Raw genomic sequence first — 22,101 nt, 5'->3', positions numbered from 1 at the left:
TCCTTAATGCGTTATTGTTTTCAGTTTTTAACAACTGAATAGTTGTAGTTTTTACAGTTCTATTTTTAACAAATAGAACTTGATCAATTAATTCTTTCAAATAATAAAAACGATGTTCAGCTATAACAATAGTAAATCCTTTATTTTTTAAATCACAAAGTAAGTCAGCAAGTTTCTTAGTCGCTTGGAAGTCCAAATTTGAAGACGGTTCATCCAATATAATTAATTTAGAGTTTAGCGATAAACTACATCCAATAGAAATTTTCTGCCGTTCACCACTTGATAGCGAAAAAATGTTTTTATCTAATATATTTGAAAGATCTAATAATTCAGCTAATTCATTGATTCTTTTATCCATATGCTCTTTTGTAAATCCAAAGTTTTCCATCGAAAATACTAACTCACTCGTTGTATTTGTTGTAAAGAATTGTCCTCTAGGATCTTGACTTACGTAGCCAATATTTTTTGATATACTTTCTTGTGTTAAGGATTGTAGCGAGTTATTTTCAAATAAAATTTCCCCAACCAATTTTCCGTCATAAAGTCTTGGAATAAGTCCATTCATTAACTTTAATAGTGTGGATTTCCCACTCCCAGAAGAACCAGTAATCAATGTAAGACTACCTTTTTTTATTGAAAAATTAAGGTCAACAAGCGCTTGTTCCTTAACATCCTTATATGAAAAAGAAACATTGTTAAATTCAAACAATTCTTTCACCTCAAATCAAAATACTTAAGAAAAAAATAGTAACGGAAAACAGGATGGTATAGTCTAATAAGCTCATGTTTGTTTTATAGTAAGAACTTCTTTTCACAGGAGATTCTATCCCCTTTGTTATTGCATTAGCGGTCATTTCTTCAGCAATCATAGTTGCACGTATAAGAACGGGAACTAACAGAAATTCCAAATATTGCAGAGGCTGAAAAAAAGACAAGCGAATGTTTCTCATTTTTAAAGATTCTTTAATCATTCTTATTTCAGAACGATAAGTCGGAAAGAATCTGATCACTACTGTAATACTTAACATTATTTTTTTCGGTAAATGTATTTTTTCTAAAGAGGATAATAATTCATTGCTAGTATAGACACTAACCAACAACCATGAAATCATTACGACCGGCAACATTCGAAATACAATATATAAGGATGTCCCAAAAAAAATAGTAAAAAACTCTATCTTGATAGCATCAATAATTTTCATTGCTAAAAACAGAACTGAATAAATCAAGATGAAATAAATACATGTCTTTATTTTACGAAACATCAATACTAAAACTGTAGCAATAATGAAACACCCCACTTGAAATATATTTCCCTTTCCTAAAAAAATAATGACTGGGAAAAAAATATTTAAAGTAATCAAGGTTAACGGATTGATTTTTGACACTCTTTCACCTCCAAAAAATAAGATCGCACTGTTATCTTAAGCTGATAAAAATGCACCGTTATTCAGATAACAGTGCGATCTTATCAAAAAGCATAACTGAGAACAATTCTCAATGCAAGCTTTTTTTAATTAACTCAGTAATTCAATCCACCCAGGAACAGAAAATTGATACAATCTTCTGGTTAATAGCATAGTCTTTTCTTTTGAATAGCTATGCTTCAATATATCATAGAATGTAGCGTAGAATGAGTAAATGTAGAAGTGGATTTCTTCTTCATTAAAGACTAAATTTTGATTGATCATTCCGATAGTCTTTAACTTATCTAGACAACAGACTGTCTTTTTTGTCACAAATGATGTAATTTTTTCAACAATATCTTGATATTTGGTTCCAGCTGATTGGAATAAAACCAAATCGAATATACGTTTATTCTCAAAAATATAATTAATAAATGGATCTAATTCATTGAAGTTCTCTCTCCAACTTTTCTCTATATCTATATTTTCTAAGTTTAAGAGGTATTTGGCAAACTCTTCATTATACATGTTAATAAGCGCATTAATATGCGGCTGAATAATTTCTTCAAATAACGCTTCCTTAGAAGTAAAATGTTTATAAAAAGCACCCGTAGTTACGCCTGCGGTCAAGCACAGTTGCCTTATCTTAGTTTGCTGAAATCCTTCTTTTTCAAAATGGCTTAGTCCACTTTCTATTAATTTTTGGTGAGTTGTAATATAATCTCTGGTTTCTATGGGTACTTCCTCCTAATAAGATGAATTAACTATATTATCTTACACAGGACTTGAAGTTTCAATCGTTAACGTCTATTACTGAACTCATTCCTTAGAGCTAAACTAATGAGAAAGAGCAAAATAACTGATACAAAAAGCAATCCTACAAGAATTAATAGACTCATCTAAATCATTCACCTTTTCTAAAATAATCCGAGAAAGATTTAAAAAAATTATATCCAGCTATTAGGATAAGTCCTATCATAATCACTCCAATAGCCATTTTCTTATCCTCCCTAAAAATAAAGTCTTTTACTTAAAACCTTTTTTGTAATCGTCAATAAATTTTTTCCCTTTATCAGTTAATTGAAATCCTATATCTAAATAGTCCTCATATCTAAGTTTAGCCAGCATCTCACTTACAGATGCTGGACTAACACTTAGAACTTTTGCTAAATCATTATTTTTTAATTTCTTTTTTCTTTTTGATAATTCCTGAATTGCTAGTAAATAAATTAGTATAGTAGTTGTTTTAATTTGTACCATACCTACCCTCCAAATTATTTCGAAAGGCCTTCAGCAATTTTATCCAGGTTCCATTTCATCATCGCATAGTAACTATCACCATCTTGTCCTTTTTCTGCAATTGAATCAGTAAAAATCGTTGAATAGATAGGAATATTGGTATCTTTTGATACTGTTTTCATCGGTCTATCGTCCACACTACTTTCTACGAATAAGGAGGGAACTTTTGTTGTGCGTAATTTTTCAACTAAGTGTTTTATTTGATCTGGTGTTCCTTCTTCTTCAGTGTTGATTTCCCAAATGTAAGCAGAAGGCACATTATACGCTTTCGAGAAATATTTAAAGCATCCTTCACTTGTAACAATCATTTTTTTATCATTCGGAATTGAAGCAAATTTAGATTTAGCTTCTTTGTCTAGAGAATCCAACTTTTCAATATACTTATCTAGATTTTCTTTATAGAATTTTTTATTATCAGGATCTTTTTCCGCTAACCGTTTTTCAATATTTTTAGCGTAAATAATACCGTTTTCTAAATTTAACCAAGCATGGGGATCTTCCTTCCCTTTCTCACTCTGACCCTCTAAGTAAATAACATCTATGCCATCACTTGCTGCAAAATAGTCTTTGTTTTCCTCTTTGTTCGCATTTTTTACTAATTTTGTAAACCAAGCATTTCCTCCAGTTTCCAAGTTAACACCGTTATAAAAAATCAAATCTGCTTTTGAAGTTTTTTGAACATCTTCAGGCAAAGGTTCATATTCGTGGGGATCTTTCCCAATAGGTACGATACTGTGTAAATCAATTTTATCTTTTGCTATATTTTCAGTAATATCTGCTAAAATCGAATTAGTAACTACTACCTTTAATTTTTCGTTCGAAGCCACTGTATCTTTGTCTTTACTATTTGTTGAACATGCCCCGAATATAAAAAGAGCAATCAACATTCCCAGACTTCCCACTACTACTTTCCATTTTCTCATCATAACGATCTCTCCTTCTTTCTTAAAAATTTTTGTTTTGGTGAGATTAGAAAACTAATTACAAATAAGGATGCCGCTGTTAAAACAATACTTGATCCTGCGGCTATGTTAAAACTATAACCAATAAATAATCCAAGCAATGATGAACTTGCTCCGACTGTTGCAGAAATAAATATCATAGTTTTCAAGCTATTTGCATATAAATATGCTGTAGCTGCTGGCGTAATTAACATTGCAACAATTAATATAGTTCCTACACTTTGCATAGCTGTTACTGCTACTAAAGTTAATAGAACCATCAATAGATAATGATAAAAATTGACATTCATCCCCATTGCTTTTGCCATTAATGGATCAAAAGAAGTGATTAATAATTCTTTAAAAAATAGAACTACTATAACCAACACTAAAACAGAAACGCCAATTGTAATCCACTTATCAATATCTTGTACAGCTAAAATATTTCCAAACAAGATATGAAATAAATCGGTTGAGCTATTTGCAACACCTATAAGGATAACTCCTAGTGCTAAAAAAGAACTGAAAGTAATACCAATTGCTGTATCTCCTTTTATTACACTATTGCTTTTTATAAAAGTAATAATGATAGAAGCTAATAGACCAAATACAATCGCACCAATAAAAAAGTTAATGCCTAAAATATAAGAAATTGCTACTCCTGGCAAAACAGCATGAGAAATAGCATCGCCCATAAGAGACATTCCTCTTAAAATAATAAAACAACCTACTGTTCCAGAAACAATCCCTATAACTACAGATGTAATTAGAGCATTCTGTAAAAAGTGAAAGTCATACAGACCATTAATAAAATTTTGAAGCATATTATTCCCCCTCTCCAATAAATATAGTATCTCCATAGGCTTTTTTTAAATTCTCTTCATTAAATACAGATTCTACACTTCCGTGAGCAATTAGATTTCGATTCAAAAGAATAATATTATCAAAATACTTCTTTACCTTGCTTAAATCATGATGCACAATTAGCACTGTTTTTCCCTGATGTTTCAATTCTTTTAACGTATCCATAATTATTCGTTCACTAACTAAGTCTATCCCTACAAATGGTTCATCTAAAAATATAAAATCCGCATTTTGAGCAAGACATCTTGCTAAAAGTACACGTTGAAATTGTCCTCCAGATAATTCTCCTATTTGATGATTAGAATATTTTCCCATATCGACCTTTTCCAAAGCCTTTGAAACTTTTTGCCATTCTGCATTTTTAATTCTTTGAAAAACTTTCATTCCGGCATATGTTCCCATAGATACACATTCTTTTACTTTTATTGGAAAAGTAAAATCAATATCAGCTTTTTGTTCTACATATGCAATCTTTACCAGTTTTTTATTGATATCTTCATTATTAATGGAGACCTCTCCCTGATGAGGGATAATATTTAACATTGCTTTAAGCAAAGTAGATTTTCCAGCACCATTTGGACCAAAAATACCTGTTAAAGCACCTTCTTGTATTTTTAACGAAATCTCGTTCAATGCTAAAAAATCGTTATAACAAACAGTAAGCTTTTTCACTTCTAACATAACTTTCTCCTTCTAAATGATAATGATTATCACGATTGTATGGTACACAAAAATAATATTTTAGTCAAGCCTAAATTTTTAAATTTGGATTTTTTCTGTTGTTGAAGATTAGGATGATAAAATTATTTGAAAAAGAGCGTTCTCTAATGAGAACACTCTCCTAAAACTACTTTATTTGTATACAAAAGAATTAAGCTTGAAGTGGATAGGGAGCTGAATTTGTTTATGAGCATCAAGACATTCTCTTCTAGAAATGAAAAGTAGGTTATTTATCCTTTCGTAACATGTTAGGCTTATTCAACTATGCTTCCAATCGAAATTTAATTAACTTAACAACTTAAAATGTTCTCTTTATTGATTTTCATAATTTAAATTGTTCAAATTGAATTAGATAAATAGTAATACTTCCCATATTAAAATTTATTTTTTTTCAGCCCTATAATACTTACAATTACCGTGAATAATCCTAAATACATGGGAAGACCATTATACTTTTCTCCAGTTTTCGGTAACTCCATAGTATTTTTATTTCGATTATCTTCTTTCTTTTTTTCTTGATTCGTTAGTTTCCTTTTTTCATTGCTATTATTATAATTTAGATTAGATAATTTTTTTTGTTATTAAAAAAAATAGAAGGATGATTAGAGTTAGCTTGTTTATCACTAGCTTTACTATCCGAACTTTGTTTAGAATTTGTATTTTTCGTTACTCCGGGTAAATTGACTGTTATGTTTTTTTCTTTTTCTCCACCAAGATCATATCTTACTGTATAGCCATTTCTTACTCCATCTGTTTCAATACCATAATTTACTTCCTTTTTTATACCATCTTGCTCAGTAAATACAACTTCTCCTTTAGCATCTACTTGTTTCTTAAGTACTTCTGTTGATCCATCTGTTAAATTTCTTAAACGTACTTCTTTTCCCGCTTCAAGTGGTAATCCATTTGTGTAATGTGCTTTTACTTTTAAACTAAGTGGTAATTCTGCTCCGGGTAAATTGACTGTTATGTCTTTTTCTTTTTCTCCACCAAGATCATATCTTACTGTATAGCCATTTCTTACTCCATCTGTTTCAATACCATAATTTACTTCCTTTTTTATACCATCTTGCTCAGTAAATACAACTTCTCCGTTAGCGTCTACTTGTTTCTTAAGTACTTCTGTTGATCCATCTGTTAAATTTCTTAAACGTACTTCTTTTCCCGCTTCAAGTGGTAATCCATTTGTGTAATGTGCTTTTACTTTTAAACTAAGTGGTAATTCTGCTCCGGGTAAATTGACTGTTATGTCTTTTTCTTTTTCTCCACCAAGATCATATCTTACTGTATAGCCATTTCTTACTCCATCTGTTTCAATACCATAATTTACTTCCTTTTTTATACCATCTTGCTCAGTAAATACAACTTCTCCGTTAGCGTCTACTTGTTTCTTAAGTACTTCTGTTGATCCATCTGTTAAATTTCTTAAGCGTACTTCTTTTCCCGCTTCAAGTGGTAATCCATTTGTGTAATGTGCTTTTACTTTTAAACTAAGTGGTAATTCTGCTCCGGGTAAATTGACTGTTATGTCTTTTTCTTTTTCTCCACCAAGATCATATCTTACTGTATAGCCATTTCTTACTCCATCTGTTTCAATACCATAATTTACTTCCTTTTTTATACCATCTTGCTCAGTAAATACAACTTCTCCGTTAGCGTCTACTTGTTTCTTAAGTACTTCTGTTGATCCATCTGTTAAATTTCTTAAACGTACTTCTTTTCCCGCTTCAAGTGGTAATCCATTTGTGTAATGTGCTTTTACTTTTAAACTAAGTGGTAATTCTGCTCCGGGTAAATTGACTGTTATGTCTTTTTCTTTTTCTCCACCAAGATCATATCTTACTGTATAGCCATTTCTTACTCCATCTGTTTCAATACCATAATTTACTTCCTTTTTTATACCATCTTGCTCAGTAAATACAACTTCTCCGTTAGCGTCTACTTGTTTCTTAAGTACTTCTGTTGATCCATCTGTTAAATTTCTTAAGCGTACTTCTTTTCCCGCTTCAAGTGGTAATCCATTTGTGTAATGTGCTTTTACTTTTAAACTAAGTGGTAATTCTGCTCCGGGTAAATTGACTGTTATGTCTTTTTCTTTTTCTCCACCAAGATCATATCTTACTGTATAGCCATTTCTTACTCCATCTGTTTCAATACCATAATTTACTTCCTTTTTTATACCATCTTGCTCAGTAAATACAACTTCTCCGTTAGCGTCTACCTGTTTCTTAATTACTTCTGTTGATCCATCTGTTAAATTTCTTAAGCGTACTTCTTTTCCCGCTTCAAGTGGTAATCCATTTGTGTAATGTGCTTTTACTTTTAAACTAAGTGGTAATTCTGCTCCGGGTAAATTGACTGTTATGTCTTTTTCTTTTTCTCCACCAAGATCATATCTTACTGTATAGCCATTTCTTACTCCATCTGTTTCAATACCATAATTTACTTCCTTTTTTATACCATCTTGCTCAGTAAATACAACTTCTCCGTTAGCGTCTACTTGTTTCTTAAGTACTTCTGTTGATCCATCTGTTAAATTTCTTAAGCGTACTTCTTTTCCCGCTTCAAGTGGTAATCCATTTGTGTAATGTGCTTTTACTTTTAAACTAAGTGGTAATTCTGCTCCGGGTAAATTGACTGTTATGTCTTTTTCTTTTTCTCCACCAAGATCATATCTTACTGTATAGCCATTTCTTACTCCATCTGTTTCAATACCATAATTTACTTCCTTTTTTATACCATCTTGCTCAGTAAATACAACTTCTCCGTTAGCGTCTACCTGCTTCTTAATTACTTCTGTTGATCCATCTGTTAAATTTCTTAAGCGTACTTCTTTTCCCGCTTCAAGTGGTAATCCATTTGTGTAATGTGCTTTTACTTTTAAACTGAGCGGTACTATAATTTCTGCTGAATTTGTTAAACTTTCTGCACTAGTAATTTGTGGGGATTGTAGTGAAACTAAAGCTGCTGTAGATAGTAGCAAACCGCCAAGAATTATCTTTGATTTCATAATATCATTCTCCTTAAATTCTATTTATTAAGCTCAAAAAAATAGTTTTTATCTTAACATTCTAGCTACTTTAATTCTTAATACTACAAAAGGAAAACATTGTTATATTGAATAAAAACATGTCCCTATCTCCTTTCTAATTAGTTTCCACAAAACGTAATGATTACGTTTTGTGGAAACTAATTTTACAAATTTTTTTAAGAATGTCAATAAAAATGAAGGTTCATTTTATTTAAGTGTCAAAAATAGATTAATATAAAATTTAACTCGATTATTTTTCAGATAGCTAAAAAGCAATTTCATCTTTATTAGCTAAAAAGTTGTATTTTCCCCGTATAATAAATTTTATAGTCTAAAATATTTCTAGAATTTGATTGGACAACATTCTTATATCAAAAAAATGTTTAACACAAATATTAATATTTGTATATAGATCACACCCCACCGCTGCTAAGATTATTACATCATAATTACTCTTCTCCGCCACTAATCTGTATCTCAGGTATTTTAATACTACTTATACTTATTTCTATTAAATGCTCAGCAAGTTTTTCTTCATTAATTTTAAAGTAAGATTCTAATACCATTCTTAGATTCATTCCAGTTACTACTTGAATTCTTCTATCCATACTTGCTTTGATCATAGTTACATTTGCAGGTGTTCCTCCCATTAGGTCTATTAATATAATAATATTTCGTATGTCACTTGTTTCTTCCAGTATTTTATTCAATTTATTGTTCCTTCAATACCGTTCGAAAAAATTTCTAGTAGAAAAATCATTTCCTGTTACGTTAGCAATATGATAATAGCATTTTTTCTCAGCTTCTATTGTAAATAAATATCCAGAATCCAACCCTAAAGCAGAATAGTCCTTTATCTCAAAACACTGCACCAAAAGGCTAAAAGGAAGACTATTTAAAATAGGGTGTGAATAACTATAACATGTAAAACAATTATTCTGAGGGTTAACTTTTAAAAACTTTAAAAATGATATTATTTTTTCTTCTAACAATCGTATATACTCACATAACCGCTCAACTAATTAATTCCCTAATAAGCCACAGCAGTAATTGCTATACCAGCTGCAATAGTTAAAGCATTGAATTTTGCAAATTGTTCAGGAGTTAAACTTCTTTTCCCTACATCTAAAAGTATTTTAACATCATAACCATAATTTTTTTTTCATTGCAACGGATTAATTAAAACCTGCATTAGATTTTCACAATTAAGTATATCCCAAACAACGCCACCAAATGGTAATAAGTTAACTACAACACATGCAGCATACTTTTGAAGATCGCGTTTTTGATGCTTTCCTGTTGGCTACACAAAATTTTCTAAAATAATTTTCTATGCTATGCCTTCAGATCAAAAATTTAAAAGTGACATGCTTTCCATTAAAAACCTTAAATCTCAATATAATTCAATTGTTTTGTAACCTTTTTTTGTGATTTTTATCCCATTTTCTGTCAGTTCTTTTGTAACTTCGGTGTATTCATAGCCTGCACCTCTTTTAAATAGTGCGTTTTCCACTTGGCAATCTACAACTTCTTTTTCTCTTTTTAGGGTGTCAGTAATGTCAGAATATTTATTTTTTCAATCATAGGTTGGTCTTTTAATCCCAATATTTTGTACTATTCGTTCATCTGCGAGACCCTCTCGTGCTCACCCTTTCAATTTTAATTAATCCTTCATCAGTTAGCCACTTTGTATATTTTGCCATGGCCTCACCACATTTCTAGCTAATCCTTTGTTAACATATGTATTTCTTTACTTTCTCTAAATTCTATGTACTTGATTTAGTAAATTGCTTTCTGCTAAAATAACATTGGGTAGCAACTCCCTATATATATGATAATTTATCGATTCAGATAAGTATTATAATAATCCTCAAATTTTGTGTAAAACTCCAATTGAAAATGCTTGCTACCTAGTCACTAGGGCCCACAGCCTAGTGGCTTTTTAGTGTATAACTTTTTTATTGCAAAATTATTTTAGTATTTGATATAATAATTCTGAGTAGCAACTCCTTATAATAATAGTATTATGATGTTGATTAAATATTCCTATAAAAATTATTTTTATTGTACACTTACGACTAATAATATTTGCTACCCTGACCACTAGGTTCCCTGTCCTAGTGGCTTTTTTATTCACAAAAAAGACCACTCACTTATGTTGAGTAATCTTGAATGAATTTATTTTGTTACATGGTATAATATATATAGAAAAAAATGTGCTATTAACATATCCTTATGTAGAACCGTTAAAAAGACGGTTACTGTCATAAATTAGTTTTAATAACCAGCTACGCCCCGTCAAGTGAGATGGTTATTTTTTGTGTTCATACGGTCTATCCCCAGCAAAACTAGCGTTACGAATGCAACCATTAGCAATAATATTTCGAATCCAGACATGTCTACTACATCTAGAGATAAAGCTATGAACCATAGGCATCACCCCTTTATTCAAGAGATTAGCCATTATCTTTTCACTTTTCTGCAAAAGTTATTATACATAATTCTTCATTCTTCTGCCAAATAAAAAAGGAACACTTGCAATCTAGTGACTCATCCTGAATTCAGCAGAAACATCTATTGGCGATTCTTTTATTTAAGTAGCAATGCTACGAACAATGGGGATTGAACCTATACTGATGGTTTTGGAGACCGCTGCTCTACCAATTAATCTATGCTCCATTAACATTCACAAAGTGGAATATCAAATAATATAGGAGATTGCAAATGTACTTATACACATCACATACGTTGTAAAATTCAACATTTTTTATAATCGATGAACATTACTTTTGTCTTTTTGTAATCAATTTCTGATAGCAACATCATAGCAACTATTCCTCCATGGTGGCATAATAATTCTAACTTTTCCTCAAGGAATTCTATCCAAAATCTATCTTGCCAGTCGAATTTTATTCACTGGTTTTTTGCTATCCATATCTATTCAAAGTTTTTCTTTTATGGCATAATAATAGTAATTCTTAATTCTTTATTGAAGCAAGTGCTAACACGCACCTAAAGTGCAACTGGCGGAAAACGGCTGCGCTTTACCACAGAAGCCAGCCAAATACTGGCTGGCTTTTTTTACATTCTATACTAAGAACCGTTATCCTATAAATTCATTTAAGACAAATAACCTTCCTCTTTCAAGAAGTTATAAATGAACACTCTTTTTATTTTTTCGTGAACAAACACTGTCAAATAGAGATTTTATGATTTTGATATTAACTAAAAAAGTCTGAGTATCACTAATTTGGTTTTCAAATGATATCCAACTTCGAATATATAAAGGTGGATTACTACAACTAAAACAAGGCTTATCTCTCAAATGAGAAATACTCCTTGTTACTCACTAAATATTTTATGGACCATACAGGACTCGAACCTGTGGCCGAACGGTTATGAGCCGTTTGCTCTAACCAGCTGAGCTAATGGTCCAAGCAAGAGCTAGCTTATTAAGGTAAAATAGTTCTTACTGGTTATAGTTATAGCTTAATATATAATAATATTACTTTACTCATTTTCAATTTTCAACAAAAAAATGGCCACCTTCTCGGTAAAAAGGAGATCTATGTGAAAATGTCCAAAAGTGCGTACGTAGACAATACCATTTTAATTCAATATTTTTATGCAAAAAGATACCGCCTTATTGGGGAAAGGCGGCAAATAAAAAAGTAATTGTAAAATACTGTTAGGGAATCATTACTCCAACATTCTTTTTCAATAAAGAATCCATATCGTTTCCAATAGGAGATTCTATCGAAAAGAGTCATACTATGATGACAACTTTATTTTAAAACAACCTATTTTTTAATGCAATACTTTTTATATAAATTATTTATAAAAATAGTTTTCTTTTTTACATTCATAATTGATGATACCTTAATAAGTATTTTCTTCATATAATACGATAGCTTTAAACTAAGCAAAGTATTACATATAAAAACTCCTACTTAAAACTTGGAAAAAGATAGGAGCTCCCTTCTTTTGAACAAGATATCTCTCATAAGAAGGTCAATTATAAAATCTTTAAAAGATATCCATATTTTAAAGATTTTATCCTTAAATTTCAATATCTATCATATAAAAAGAACAGGTACCAACTAAGATACCCGTTCTTTTCAAGAATAACTTTGTTAAGATTGATACTCTTTTCACTAACTCGTGACTAAGTTAGTGTTAAGAATTTGTTGGAAGGTAGATTTATCCAAATTCTTGTACAATGCCTATGTTTTTTTTACGAATCACTTGAATTTCTTCTTCGATTATTTGTGTTAGAGCTGTTCTGTCGAGACGTTTTTGTCAGTACATGTAAGTGATATTTGGAAACCTTAAGGTTTCCAGAATAACTTTTAATCGAAATTGTCCTTGGAAACTATGAATAATTCGTTTGATTCGTCCATTTTTTATTCGTCCTCTAAACGCAGTCTGCTCAACTCTTTTAAATAGGCATTCTCACTTTTTAACATTCTATTTTCTTTTTCTAATTTTTCTACTTGAGATAGTTCACTTATAATGTTTTGGGTTCATTTCGTTTCTTCTTAGACATGGTAGGTGGACACCCTTTCTATTTAGAGAGTCCCTTACGCTAGACTTCCGATACGTTCTAAGCCAATTCGCAATCAATGATGGATTGTTCGTTTTTAAAAGATTAGCAACTTCTTAATAGGACAACTTTATCGCATCTAGCTTAAATTGAACAGAATAATTCTTACTTTTTTGACTACGAAGTAGTCCTTTTTCACCAAGTCTTTATAGACATTAATCCATTTGTTTATTTGAGAACAAATTTAAGTTTAAATTCAAAATTTTATTTTGCCATACAAAAAAACTCAAAAGTTAGATTTCTAGGTCTAACTTTGGGGGAGCACTACAGAACTGTAATTCTCTTAAGCGCATTTAATATAGATTCAATCTTTTGTAAAAATCCCTATATTTTGTTTCTTGAAAAATTTAATCATTTTAATGAACTAGGGATGATCGATTTCGAGAACATAAAAAACATATTAATACAGGATTGCTTTATCCTTGATACGTTTTAAGAGTACTCCGGTTTGTTGTATCTTTTATTACTCCAAACGATGATCCCGCAAACGATAGCCCACTCCAATCTCAGTTATCAAATATTCTGGTTTCAATGTATTACTTTCGATCTTTTTACGAATATTAGACATATTCACCCGCAATGTCTGCGAGTCATTGCTGTAGGGGCCCCATACTTTTGTCATCAAGGTTTGATACGCAACTACCTTTCCCAACTGACGAAACATCAGCGCTAAAATTCGATATTCGTTTTTTGTAAGATGGATTTCTTGTCCCTTTTTATAAACTAACTGTTTTTCGAAATCAATTTTCAAGTCTTTGTTTTCCACGACAGTTAGTGATTCCGTTTGAACGTTTTGATGGCGCAAAGCTGTACGAATCCTCGCAAGTAATTCATTCGTTCCAAATGGTTTAGTTACATAATCATCCGCACCTAAATCCAACGCTTTAACTTTCTCCTCTTCATTATTTCTAGCAGAAATAATGATGATGGGCAAATGCATTCGCTTGCGAAGGATTTTTAACAAATCAATCCCATCAATGTCTGGTAATCCTAAGTCTAACAAAACTAAATCAAACGATGTTGTTTGAAAAGCAGTCAATGCCTCCATTCCAGTACTAGCAATCGTTAACTGATAGCGTTCCTGTCCCAAAACAACTTCCATAAAATCCGTAATATTTGGATCATCTTCAATCAATAAAATGGATTGCTTCATAATTCTTCCCCTCACTTCAAATAAATTCGAACCAATGTTTTGCCCCTACCTATCGTCATTTCCATTTTACCATTGTGCGCATGGACGATTGTTTTTACAATACTCAATCCGATTCCTAAACCATTTTTTGAGTCAACCGGTACTTCATTTGTGCCGGACAAGTTTGATTGGATCTTTTGAAATTGTTTTAATGGAATTTCGCCGTGATTTTCAATTTCAAAAACTGTTTGTTCTTTTTCCTGATAGACGTTTAGTTTGACTGGTAGATCATTTTCTCCATGACGAAACGCATTTTCTATCAGATTAAACAACGCTTGTTCAATCAAAATGGGGTCCGCTTGAATAAAAATGACCTCTTCTGGCAGGTGAATATCCACTTGGCCGTCTGGATAGACCTTCCTCAAATGCTTATAAACAGCCTCGATGACCTCTTCTACTGGTTCAGCAGTTTTATTAACCTTCATAGTATCCATGTTGATTCGCGTGATGGATAAAAGATTTTCAACCATCCGAATCAGCCATTGTGACTCTTCTTGAATATCCTTTAATAATTTTCGCTGTGTCTCTTCTTTTAAATCATTTCCAATGCCTAATGTTTCAGCAATCCCTGAGATAACAGTTAATGGTGTTCTCAGATCATGAGATACGGCTCGTAATAAATTGCTGCGGACTTTTTCCCGTTCATTTTCTAACTCAACTTGCTCTTTCTCATCTTTCAATTCTGTTTGTTCCAAGATGACCGCAATTTGAGTCAGCACCAATTTTAAGTAATTGAGCTGATCATTTTCCAAATCAAGATCTGCATTTCGTTCAATGCCTAATACCGCCAACGTCTTCCTGCCTGCAGCAATCGGCAAATAGAATCCTTTAGCTCCATTTAGTGTGTCTGTACCATTCCCAGCTTCTTTTTGGTTCTTTGCTGCCCAAAAGGCTACAGCTGCTTCGTCTTCATTATTTAATATTGATTTTTTTTCGTTGATACAATGAACACTCTCTGTCTTCACTTGACGATCAAAAATAATCACTTCTCGTTCCAATAATCTTGATAAATAAGTGGCAGAAATATCAAGAATTTGTTTTCGACTTTCCACTAAAACATATCGTTTGTTCAATTCGTACAAAATTTCCATTTGGTGCTCTTTTTTCATAGAAGTATCTGCTTGTTTCTTTAATCGAATCATTAAATTACTGCTCATCAGGGCAACAACTAGCATGAGCAATAAAGTAAAAGGATATCCCTGTTTATATACTGTCAGAGAATATAATGGTTCGACAAAAAACCAGTTAAAAGACAAAACACTTAAAATAGAGGATAATGAGCTCCAAAAATAACCGGATGTCGTTCGAGCGACTAATAATACGAATGAAATATAAATAAGCATCAGATTTTGATCGCCAACGTGGATATATTGCATCAATTCCGTCACGACCGTCGCTAGAAAAACACCACCAATTGCAATCACTAAATCTTTTCCGCCACCCTCAATGACTTTACGAGTCTTAAAAAATAAAGACCGCTTTTCTTCATTGAAAGGAATTAAATGAAGTTCCGTATCTTTCAATCGTTTTAACAAGCGATCATCAAACGCTTCAATAAAGATTTTTTCATACCACGGCTGCCTTAGATTTTTCCCCATAATAATATCAGTAACACCCGTCATTTTTGCGAACTCGACAATCGTCTCAAAACTATCATCCTCTTCAATACTAATAACCTCCGCACCTAATTTATCGGCTAAAGGAATGTTCGTTGGTGTATTTTCTTGCGTACGAACTTGAATCACTGTCCAATCGGCAACTAGGCCTTGCGCTAAACGTGCTGTCCAGCGAATACATTTTTCGGTCATTTTTGGAAAGGCATCGTTCACCACCGTCAATAATTTACTTTGTATCCCAATTGTCTTTCCACTAATTCGATTAATATGATCCGACGCTCGCTGAATTGCTAATCCACGTAATTGGTCCAATTTTTGTGGAATAAAAAAATTTTTCAAGGCACGTTTCGCGTTTTCATTCGCATATATTTTTCCTTGTTCAAGTCGTTCGATCAGCTCATCGGGCTCCACATCAATCACTCTTATTGTCGCTTGCCGTAGAAAAGTGTCCGGCACCGTTTCCTTGACCTCAATTCCGGTAACTTCTTCAACGATATCATTCAAACTTTCGATATGTTGAACATTGACCGTAGTAAAAACATCGATTCCTGCATTCAACAGTTCATCAATATCCTGGTATCGTTTACGATTTCGAGAACCTTCCGCATTGGAATGAGCCAGTTCATCAATCAACACGATTTCGGGCTTCTGTTGAATGATTTGATCAATATCCGGCTCTGTTAAAACCATTTGTTTATAAAAAATATTCTTAGGAGGAATTTGCGGTAATCCTTCTAATAATCGATTGGTATCTGGACGATCATGAGGTTCGATATAGCCGACAACAACATGTTTTCCCATCATCAATAATTCATGAGCCTCTGTCAACATACCGTAGGTTTTCCCAACACCAGCCGCAAATCCAAAAAATATCCGCAATCGACCTCGGCGTCCATCGCCAGATTGCATTTCTTCTGTTGTCTGCATCAACAGTTCTCCTCTCTTTGTATGCACAACAATTCCCTAACCATTTTTGGTTAGAGAATTGTTCTATATTATATTCCTAGTTTATCTAATGCTAGGTTTAACTGCAAAACATTGACATAAAATCGGTCTGAAAACCAATCTTTTTGGCTATGTTTATCGATGAGTTTACGAATTGATTGTTGAGACAAGCCACGTTCTTTAGAAATTCGGGCAACTTGAAAATGAGCTGCTGCCAAACTAATATCCGGATCCACACCACTAGCAGATGCTGTCACGAGATCATTCGGAACTTTTTTCTCTGCTGGATTTTTTTCCAATTCTGCAACGGTGCGCTTCTCAACTAATTGCTTTTGCTCCGCCGAAACAGGTGATAGCTGACTAACTTCCTCACTACGTCCTGAAAAATATTTTGCCTGTTCAAAAGTTTGCCCAATCAACTTTGAACCAACAACTTGATTATTCACTGAAACCTTACTGCCGTTAGCCTGATCTGAAAAGAACAATTGACCAATGCCAGTAACTGCAACGGTATATAGCCCACCAAAAACGATCAGGCTAAAAATCAAAAAACGCAAACTGCCTAGAATACTTTTTTTCATTGTTTCTACTCCTTTATAAAATGATCAGCGAGAGAATCAGATCTATAATCTTGATAAAAATAAATGGTGCAATAATTCCCCCAAGTCCATAAATCAGCAGATTATGACTCAAAATTTGACTGGCCGGTTTTTCTTGATACCTCACACCTTTTAATGCTAGTGGAATCAAGGCCACGATAACGACTGCATTATAAATGACAGCGGATAGAATCGCAGTCAGTGGACTACCTAATCCCATAATATTCAATCGATCCAGTTGCGGATAAATACTGTAAAATAGTACTGGAATCACCGCAAAATACTTAGCGATATCATTTGCGATACTAAACGTAGTTAACGCGCCGCGAGTCATCAACAATTGTTTCCCAATCTGTACGACTTGCAGCAATTTTGTTGGACTGGAATCCAAATCAATCATGTTCCCCGCTTCCTTCGCGGCTTGTGTTCCTGTATTCATCGCCATCGCAACGTCGGCTTGCGCTAATGCTGGTGCATCGTTTGTCCCATCACCAGTCATTGCAACTAAGTGACCCTTTTCTTGATACTCGCGAATCAGATTCATTTTATTTTCTGGGGTAGCTTCTGCCAAGAAATCATCTACTCCAGCTTCCGCTGCTATCGCTGCCGCTGTTAAGGGGTTATCCCCAGTGATCATGATGGTCTTGATACCCATCTTACGCATATCAGCAAATTTTTCCTTTACACCATTCTTAACGATGTCTTTCAAATAGACGACACCCATCACACGATTATTTTTTATAACTACTAGAGGTGTTCCACCTGCTCGAGCGATTTTATCAACAATCTTGTCACATTCAGATGGATAGTCCTCTCCTTTAGATTGTACATATTTTTTCATGGTGTCTGCGGCACCTTTGCGAATCACGTCACCGCGATAATCAATTCCGCTCATGCGTGTTTTGGCACTGAAATCGATAAATTTAACCTCTGATTGCTGGAATTCTCTTTCCCGCAAGTTGAAACGTTCTTTTGCTAAAATCACGATACTTCGACCTTCTGCTGTCTCATCAGCTAAAGAAGATAATTGCGCCGCATCCGCTAACTGTTCTTCACTAACACCATGGACTGGCAAAAAATCGCTTGCTCGTCGATTTCCCAATGTTATGGTTCCTGTTTTGTCGAGTAAAAGAACATCCACGTCACCAGCTGCTTCGATCGCACGACCACTCATGGCAATGACGTTTTCCTTCGTCAAGCGGCTCATACCTGCAATCCCGATCGAAGAGATTAAGGCCCCAATCGTCGTTGGCGCCAGACAGATTAGTAAAGCAATCACAATAACCAGTGATAAAGCTTCTCCTTTACCAGATAACTGACTGCTGAAATCAGTAAATGGGACTAAAGTAATTGATACAGTTAAGAAAATAATGGTCAAAGTAATCAAGAAAATCTGCAAACCAATCTCATTCGGAGTCTTTTTTCGTTGAGTTCCCTCTACCATGGCAATCATTTTATCTAAGAAGGATTGACCGTTTTCCGAGGTAACACGAATCACTAAATAATCGGAAACGACGGTTGTTCCGCCAGTAACCGCACTGCGATCCCCACCAGATTCACGAATTACTGGCGCTGATTCGCCAGTAATGGCACTTTCATCTACTGATGCAGCCCCCTCGATTACATCACCATCAGCTGGGATTTGCTCTCCTGCACGTACATAGACCAAATCGTTTCGCTTTAAATCAGAAGACTGTAATTCAATGAAATTCTCTTCTTTGATATCTTCTAAACTGTTAATTTTATAAGTCATGACTTCCTTTTTTGCTTGTTTCAAACTATCGGCCTGTGCTTTTCCTCGTCCTTCTGCAACAGCTTCAGCAAAATTCGCAAAAAGCAAAGTCAACCAAAGAAAAATGGTTATTGAAATGTTAAACCATAACGGTATACCCATTGGGTAGAAGCATAATATTGTAGTGATGAGCGCACCTAAATAAACGACAAACATCACGGGATTTTTAACTTGTTGGCGTGGATCCAATTTTTTAAAGGATTGTCCCACTGCCCATTGATAGATTTTTTTCATTTTTACTCACTCCATCTATTTCATCGTAAAGAATTCCGCAATCGGACCTAGTGCCAATGATGGTAAGAAACTTAAAGCTCCAATTACCAAAATAACAATAATCAACATAGAAACAAATGTTGGACTAACCGTGGATAATGTTCCTGAACTTAAAGCTGCTTTCTTTTTACTTCCCATATTTTCCGCTAAAAGTAAGATGGCGATGATCGGCAAGTATCTTGAAACAGCCATCATTAAACTAGCTAAAAGGTTTAAGAATGTCGTATTAGCTAGCAACCCACCAAAAGCACTTCCGTTGTTGTTGGCTAATGAAGTTGCCCCATAAAGCAATTCAGTGAAAGCATGGGGACCCTGGTTCGTTAACCAAGACATTACCTCTGGATGTAGGACTAGAGCCATTGCCCCGAAAAGCGTCAACATCAATGGTGTTAAGATAACTAGGCTAGCCATTTTGATATCAAAAGCTTCGATTTTTTTACCTAAATATTCAGGTGTCCGCCCAACTAAAAGACCTGCTATAAAAACTGCTAGCAATAGAAATGCCAACATTCCATACAGTCCGCTCCCAACACCACCAAAAATTATCTCGCCAAGCTGCATTAAGAACATTGGAATGGCGCCACCAAGCGGTGTAAAACTATCCAACACCGCGTTCACCGAACCATTCGAAGCGGCGGTCGTACCGACGGACCATAAGCTAGACCAGCCAATGCCGAAGCGAATTTCTTTTCCTTCCAAATTGGTCGATCCAAGAACATGCGTAAATTCAGGCCCGTAATACTCGCTAAAAGCAACGCCGACGAAAGCTAATAGTAAGAAAAACAAGGATACTATCATTATCGTTCGTCCTTGTCTCCAATCCTTGACCCAAAAGCCAAAAGCAAAGATCAATGCCGCTGGGAGCAACAAGATCGCAATATTCTCTAAAAAGTTTGAGAATAGTGTTGGGTTTTCGAATGGGTATGCTGAGTTAGCACCAAAGAAACCACCGCCATTTGTACCAAGTTGTTTGATTGCCACCTGACTAGCTACCGGACCTAAATGCAACCAAAGACTTTTCCCTTCCAAACCTTGATAAGCGACTCCGGATTGGAAAGACTGAACGGTTCCTTGTGAAATTAATAAAACAGCAAGAATGATTGATATCGGTAACAGAATGTAAACTAAACTACGAGTTAAATCTTGCCAAAAATTTCCTAAAGCTTTCTTTTTGACTTGTGAAAGTCCTCGAAGCAATGCTACCAAAACAGAAAGTCCCACACCTGCTGAAACAAAATTTTGAGCTGTCAAACCAAACATTTGCGATGTATTTGATAAAGTCGTTTCACCTACATATGCTTGCCAGTTGGTATTCGTAACATAACTGACGGCCGTATTTATCGCTAACGGCAGCGTTAGATTTTTTACTGAGGAACCTCCCGGTAAAAAGTGCTGTGTCATTAAAATAGCAATCAAAAGTACGATTGAGAAGAAACTTAACAGCAGCACATTCAGTGCATAGCGTTTCGCTGACATTTCTTTTTTGCTGATAGGTCCAATCGCTTTATAAAATAAACGTTCTACTGGCTGTAAGAAGGATACTCCTTTAGGGATTTCCCCCTGCATGATTTCTTTAATGTACCAGCCTAACGGCACTGCCAATAACAATAATATGAATAGGAAAAATAATCCTTGATAAATCAAGCTATTCATAATTCTTCCCCCTTAAATAAAAACCAGAAAAGATAGATCATTAATAAGAGTCCAATAATTCCTAAAATAATCGTCATTTCACTTCACTCCTTTTCAAAACAACCAGTTAAATAAACTAACTAATTTTCTTTACTCTGTAAGCATAAAAAAAAAGACCTAAAGATAGTGTGAAACTTAAGTTTATTTCTTTATACTATCTTTATATCGTCTTTTCTTTAAAAGCAGTTACAGTGAAATCGGATCTGTATAGAGTTTTGTGTAAGTTTTTTTCTTAAGCATAATAAATGACTCTACATTCAAAAAGGCACTTAGTACGTGCCCCTAATTACCATAGAGATAGTCGCGTTGATGTTCTTCAATCAAATGTGTTCAAACACAAAATGTATTTTTTCAATTTCCTTACAACCTTTCTTACTTAAAAATAATCATACCAATAAATGTATAATCTTTTTGTGGCGCATTATTCACTGAAAAATATGTAACTGTTACTTATTTTTATTCGCCAACGTAGTCAGGATAGAAGGATATATATAGTTCGACATCCAGATACTTGTACTCATAAATGGTTCTTTAGTATTTTGACCATCTGGAGCAACGTATACGTATCCATGCGCTACAGCTAATAAATAAGGTTCCATTAAATCGGTTTTGTTTGGTTTATAACATAGTAATACTGGATGATCCTTATCAATCTCACTCTTCACTTGGTTGAAATCAAGTTCATTCTTCATTGCATCAAGCTATTCCATATTTACCCCAATAGAAGTGGCATAGCGAATACAATCTTTAATAGATGCAGAAGCATTATTCAATTCATTGTCTGTCTTTTTTAGATATACAAATTTTAATATCGTTTTTGCTGTAATATCTTTTCTACTTGTTTTAAAGTTTAACACTTTAGCAAAAGGAATGTTCTATCCCTTGTAAATCATAATGTTGATCATTCGTTTCGAAATTAGTCAAACTCTTCATTTCAGGAGCAGCGTTTACCACATAACCTGATCCCACAAAAAGGATTACTAGTAAAATGGTAGAGATAACTTTCTTCATTTAATTCACCTAACAATTCATTTTAAATTTTGAAATACCAACATAAGAAAGTACAACTAGTAAAATTCCAGCCAACACAACTAAAATAGAGGACATATTTATACGCCAATTTCCACT

16 protein-coding genes, 1 tRNA gene and 1 pseudogene are annotated in these 22,101 nt (G+C 33.6%); all 18 read right to left on the bottom strand.

Annotated elements, in window-relative coordinates; genetic code table 11:
• Nucleotides 1-262 precede the first annotated feature (262 nt).
• A pseudogene (locus tag IGM13_RS02335) lies at nucleotides 263-718 on the bottom strand (ABC transporter ATP-binding protein); the annotation flags it as partial.
• 1 nt (nucleotide 719) lies between these two features.
• Nucleotides 720-1,388, bottom strand: a complete 669-nt coding sequence (locus tag IGM13_RS02330) for an energy-coupling factor transporter transmembrane component T (protein WP_086269736.1) — start codon at nucleotides 1,386-1,388, stop codon at nucleotides 720-722.
• Between the two features lie 129 nt (nucleotides 1,389-1,517).
• Nucleotides 1,518-2,102 carry a TetR/AcrR family transcriptional regulator gene (locus IGM13_RS02325; RefSeq protein ID WP_071621209.1) on the bottom strand — a complete coding sequence of 195 codons (585 nt, stop codon included), beginning with the start codon at nucleotides 2,100-2,102 and terminating at the stop codon, nucleotides 1,518-1,520.
• A 330-nt stretch (nucleotides 2,103-2,432) separates the two neighbouring features.
• The gene (locus IGM13_RS02320; protein ID WP_002297302.1) at nucleotides 2,433-2,666 is read right to left on the bottom strand and encodes a metal-dependent transcriptional regulator; all 234 of its coding nucleotides are present in this window, start codon (nucleotides 2,664-2,666) and stop codon (nucleotides 2,433-2,435) included.
• A 14-nt stretch (nucleotides 2,667-2,680) separates the two neighbouring features.
• Nucleotides 2,681-3,631, bottom strand: coding sequence for a metal ABC transporter substrate-binding protein (locus IGM13_RS02315; RefSeq protein ID WP_002377974.1), 951 nt, complete (start codon nucleotides 3,629-3,631; stop codon nucleotides 2,681-2,683).
• Nucleotides 3,628-4,470 carry a metal ABC transporter permease gene (locus IGM13_RS02310; RefSeq protein ID WP_002358574.1) on the bottom strand — a complete coding sequence of 281 codons (843 nt, stop codon included), beginning with the start codon at nucleotides 4,468-4,470 and terminating at the stop codon, nucleotides 3,628-3,630. Before IGM13_RS02310 ends, IGM13_RS02315 begins: the two co-directional genes overlap by 4 nt.
• A gap of 1 nt (nucleotide 4,471) precedes the next feature.
• Nucleotides 4,472-5,191, bottom strand: coding sequence for a metal ABC transporter ATP-binding protein (locus tag IGM13_RS02305; RefSeq protein WP_002377973.1), 720 nt, complete (start codon nucleotides 5,189-5,191; stop codon nucleotides 4,472-4,474).
• A 413-nt stretch (nucleotides 5,192-5,604) separates the two neighbouring features.
• Entirely contained in the window at nucleotides 5,605-5,709 is a 105-nt protein-coding gene (locus tag IGM13_RS02300; protein ID WP_002377972.1) for an LPXTG cell wall anchor domain-containing protein, read from the bottom strand.
• Nucleotides 5,710-5,786: 77 nt separating this feature from the next.
• Nucleotides 5,787-8,240, bottom strand: a complete 2,454-nt coding sequence (locus tag IGM13_RS02295; protein ID WP_430598722.1) for a hypothetical protein — start codon at nucleotides 8,238-8,240, stop codon at nucleotides 5,787-5,789.
• 470 nt (nucleotides 8,241-8,710) lie between these two features.
• Entirely contained in the window at nucleotides 8,711-8,971 is a 261-nt protein-coding gene (locus tag IGM13_RS02290; protein WP_002358571.1) for a PTS sugar transporter subunit IIA, read from the bottom strand.
• Nucleotides 8,972-8,983: 12 nt separating this feature from the next.
• A complete protein-coding gene (locus IGM13_RS02285) occupies nucleotides 8,984-9,253 on the bottom strand; it encodes a hypothetical protein (protein WP_156189865.1) in 270 nt (89 codons plus the stop codon).
• Nucleotides 9,254-11,622: 2,369 nt separating this feature from the next.
• A tRNA-Ile gene (locus tag IGM13_RS02280) sits at nucleotides 11,623-11,696 on the bottom strand.
• Between the two features lie 1,631 nt (nucleotides 11,697-13,327).
• Nucleotides 13,328-14,017, bottom strand: coding sequence for a response regulator transcription factor (locus tag IGM13_RS02275; protein WP_002358569.1), 690 nt, complete (start codon nucleotides 14,015-14,017; stop codon nucleotides 13,328-13,330).
• 11 nt (nucleotides 14,018-14,028) lie between these two features.
• The gene (locus IGM13_RS02270; RefSeq protein ID WP_002382887.1) at nucleotides 14,029-16,599 is read right to left on the bottom strand and encodes a sensor histidine kinase; all 2,571 of its coding nucleotides are present in this window, start codon (nucleotides 16,597-16,599) and stop codon (nucleotides 14,029-14,031) included.
• Nucleotides 16,600-16,667: 68 nt separating this feature from the next.
• Nucleotides 16,668-17,198: a potassium-transporting ATPase subunit C gene (locus IGM13_RS02265; RefSeq protein WP_002377970.1), complete on the bottom strand. Its 531-nt coding sequence runs from the start codon at nucleotides 17,196-17,198 to the stop codon at nucleotides 16,668-16,670.
• A 13-nt stretch (nucleotides 17,199-17,211) separates the two neighbouring features.
• The gene (gene kdpB / locus IGM13_RS02260; RefSeq protein ID WP_002377969.1) at nucleotides 17,212-19,242 is read right to left on the bottom strand and encodes a potassium-transporting ATPase subunit KdpB; all 2,031 of its coding nucleotides are present in this window, start codon (nucleotides 19,240-19,242) and stop codon (nucleotides 17,212-17,214) included.
• 15 nt (nucleotides 19,243-19,257) lie between these two features.
• On the bottom strand, nucleotides 19,258-20,934 hold the full coding sequence (gene kdpA, locus IGM13_RS02255) for a potassium-transporting ATPase subunit KdpA (RefSeq protein WP_002377968.1): 1,677 nt from the start codon (nucleotides 20,932-20,934) through the stop codon (nucleotides 19,258-19,260).
• A gap of 485 nt (nucleotides 20,935-21,419) precedes the next feature.
• Nucleotides 21,420-21,665, bottom strand: coding sequence for a hypothetical protein (locus IGM13_RS02250; RefSeq protein WP_002377967.1), 246 nt, complete (start codon nucleotides 21,663-21,665; stop codon nucleotides 21,420-21,422).
• Nucleotides 21,666-22,101: the final 436 nt, after the last annotated feature.

Origin of the sequence: Enterococcus sp. DIV0561, assembly GCF_050539875.1 — a bacterium.
In the GTDB taxonomy this organism is placed as follows: Bacteria; Bacillota; Bacilli; order Lactobacillales; family Enterococcaceae; genus Enterococcus; species Enterococcus faecalis.
Note: the sequence above shows the minus strand (reverse complement) of the source record. Positions and strands in the feature narration are given on the sequence as shown.

What these genes read in the sequence shown, in the direction of transcription:
- IGM13_RS02320 (WP_002297302.1), bottom strand. Translation starts at nt 2,666, where the DNA reads ATGGTACAAATTAAAACAACTACTATACTAATTTATTTACTAGCAATT.
- IGM13_RS02315 (WP_002377974.1), bottom strand. Translation starts at nt 3,631, where the DNA reads ATGATGAGAAAATGGAAAGTAGTAGTGGGAAGTCTGGGAATGTTGATT.
- IGM13_RS02310 (WP_002358574.1), bottom strand. Translation starts at nt 4,470, where the DNA reads ATGCTTCAAAATTTTATTAATGGTCTGTATGACTTTCACTTTTTACAG.
- IGM13_RS02305 (WP_002377973.1), bottom strand. Translation starts at nt 5,191, where the DNA reads ATGTTAGAAGTGAAAAAGCTTACTGTTTGTTATAACGATTTTTTAGCA.
- IGM13_RS02300 (WP_002377972.1), bottom strand. Translation starts at nt 5,709, where the DNA reads ATGGAGTTACCGAAAACTGGAGAAAAGTATAATGGTCTTCCCATGTAT.
- IGM13_RS02295 (WP_430598722.1), bottom strand. Translation starts at nt 8,240, where the DNA reads ATGAAATCAAAGATAATTCTTGGCGGTTTGCTACTATCTACAGCAGCT.
- IGM13_RS02275 (WP_002358569.1), bottom strand. Translation starts at nt 14,017, where the DNA reads ATGAAGCAATCCATTTTATTGATTGAAGATGATCCAAATATTACGGAT.
- IGM13_RS02270 (WP_002382887.1), bottom strand. Translation starts at nt 16,599, where the DNA reads ATGCAGACAACAGAAGAAATGCAATCTGGCGATGGACGCCGAGGTCGA.
- IGM13_RS02265 (WP_002377970.1), bottom strand. Translation starts at nt 17,198, where the DNA reads ATGAAAAAAAGTATTCTAGGCAGTTTGCGTTTTTTGATTTTTAGCCTG.
- kdpB (WP_002377969.1), bottom strand. Translation starts at nt 19,242, where the DNA reads ATGAAAAAAATCTATCAATGGGCAGTGGGACAATCCTTTAAAAAATTG.
- kdpA (WP_002377968.1), bottom strand. Translation starts at nt 20,934, where the DNA reads ATGAATAGCTTGATTTATCAAGGATTATTTTTCCTATTCATATTATTG.
- IGM13_RS02250 (WP_002377967.1), bottom strand. Translation starts at nt 21,665, where the DNA reads ATGAAGAATGAACTTGATTTCAACCAAGTGAAGAGTGAGATTGATAAG.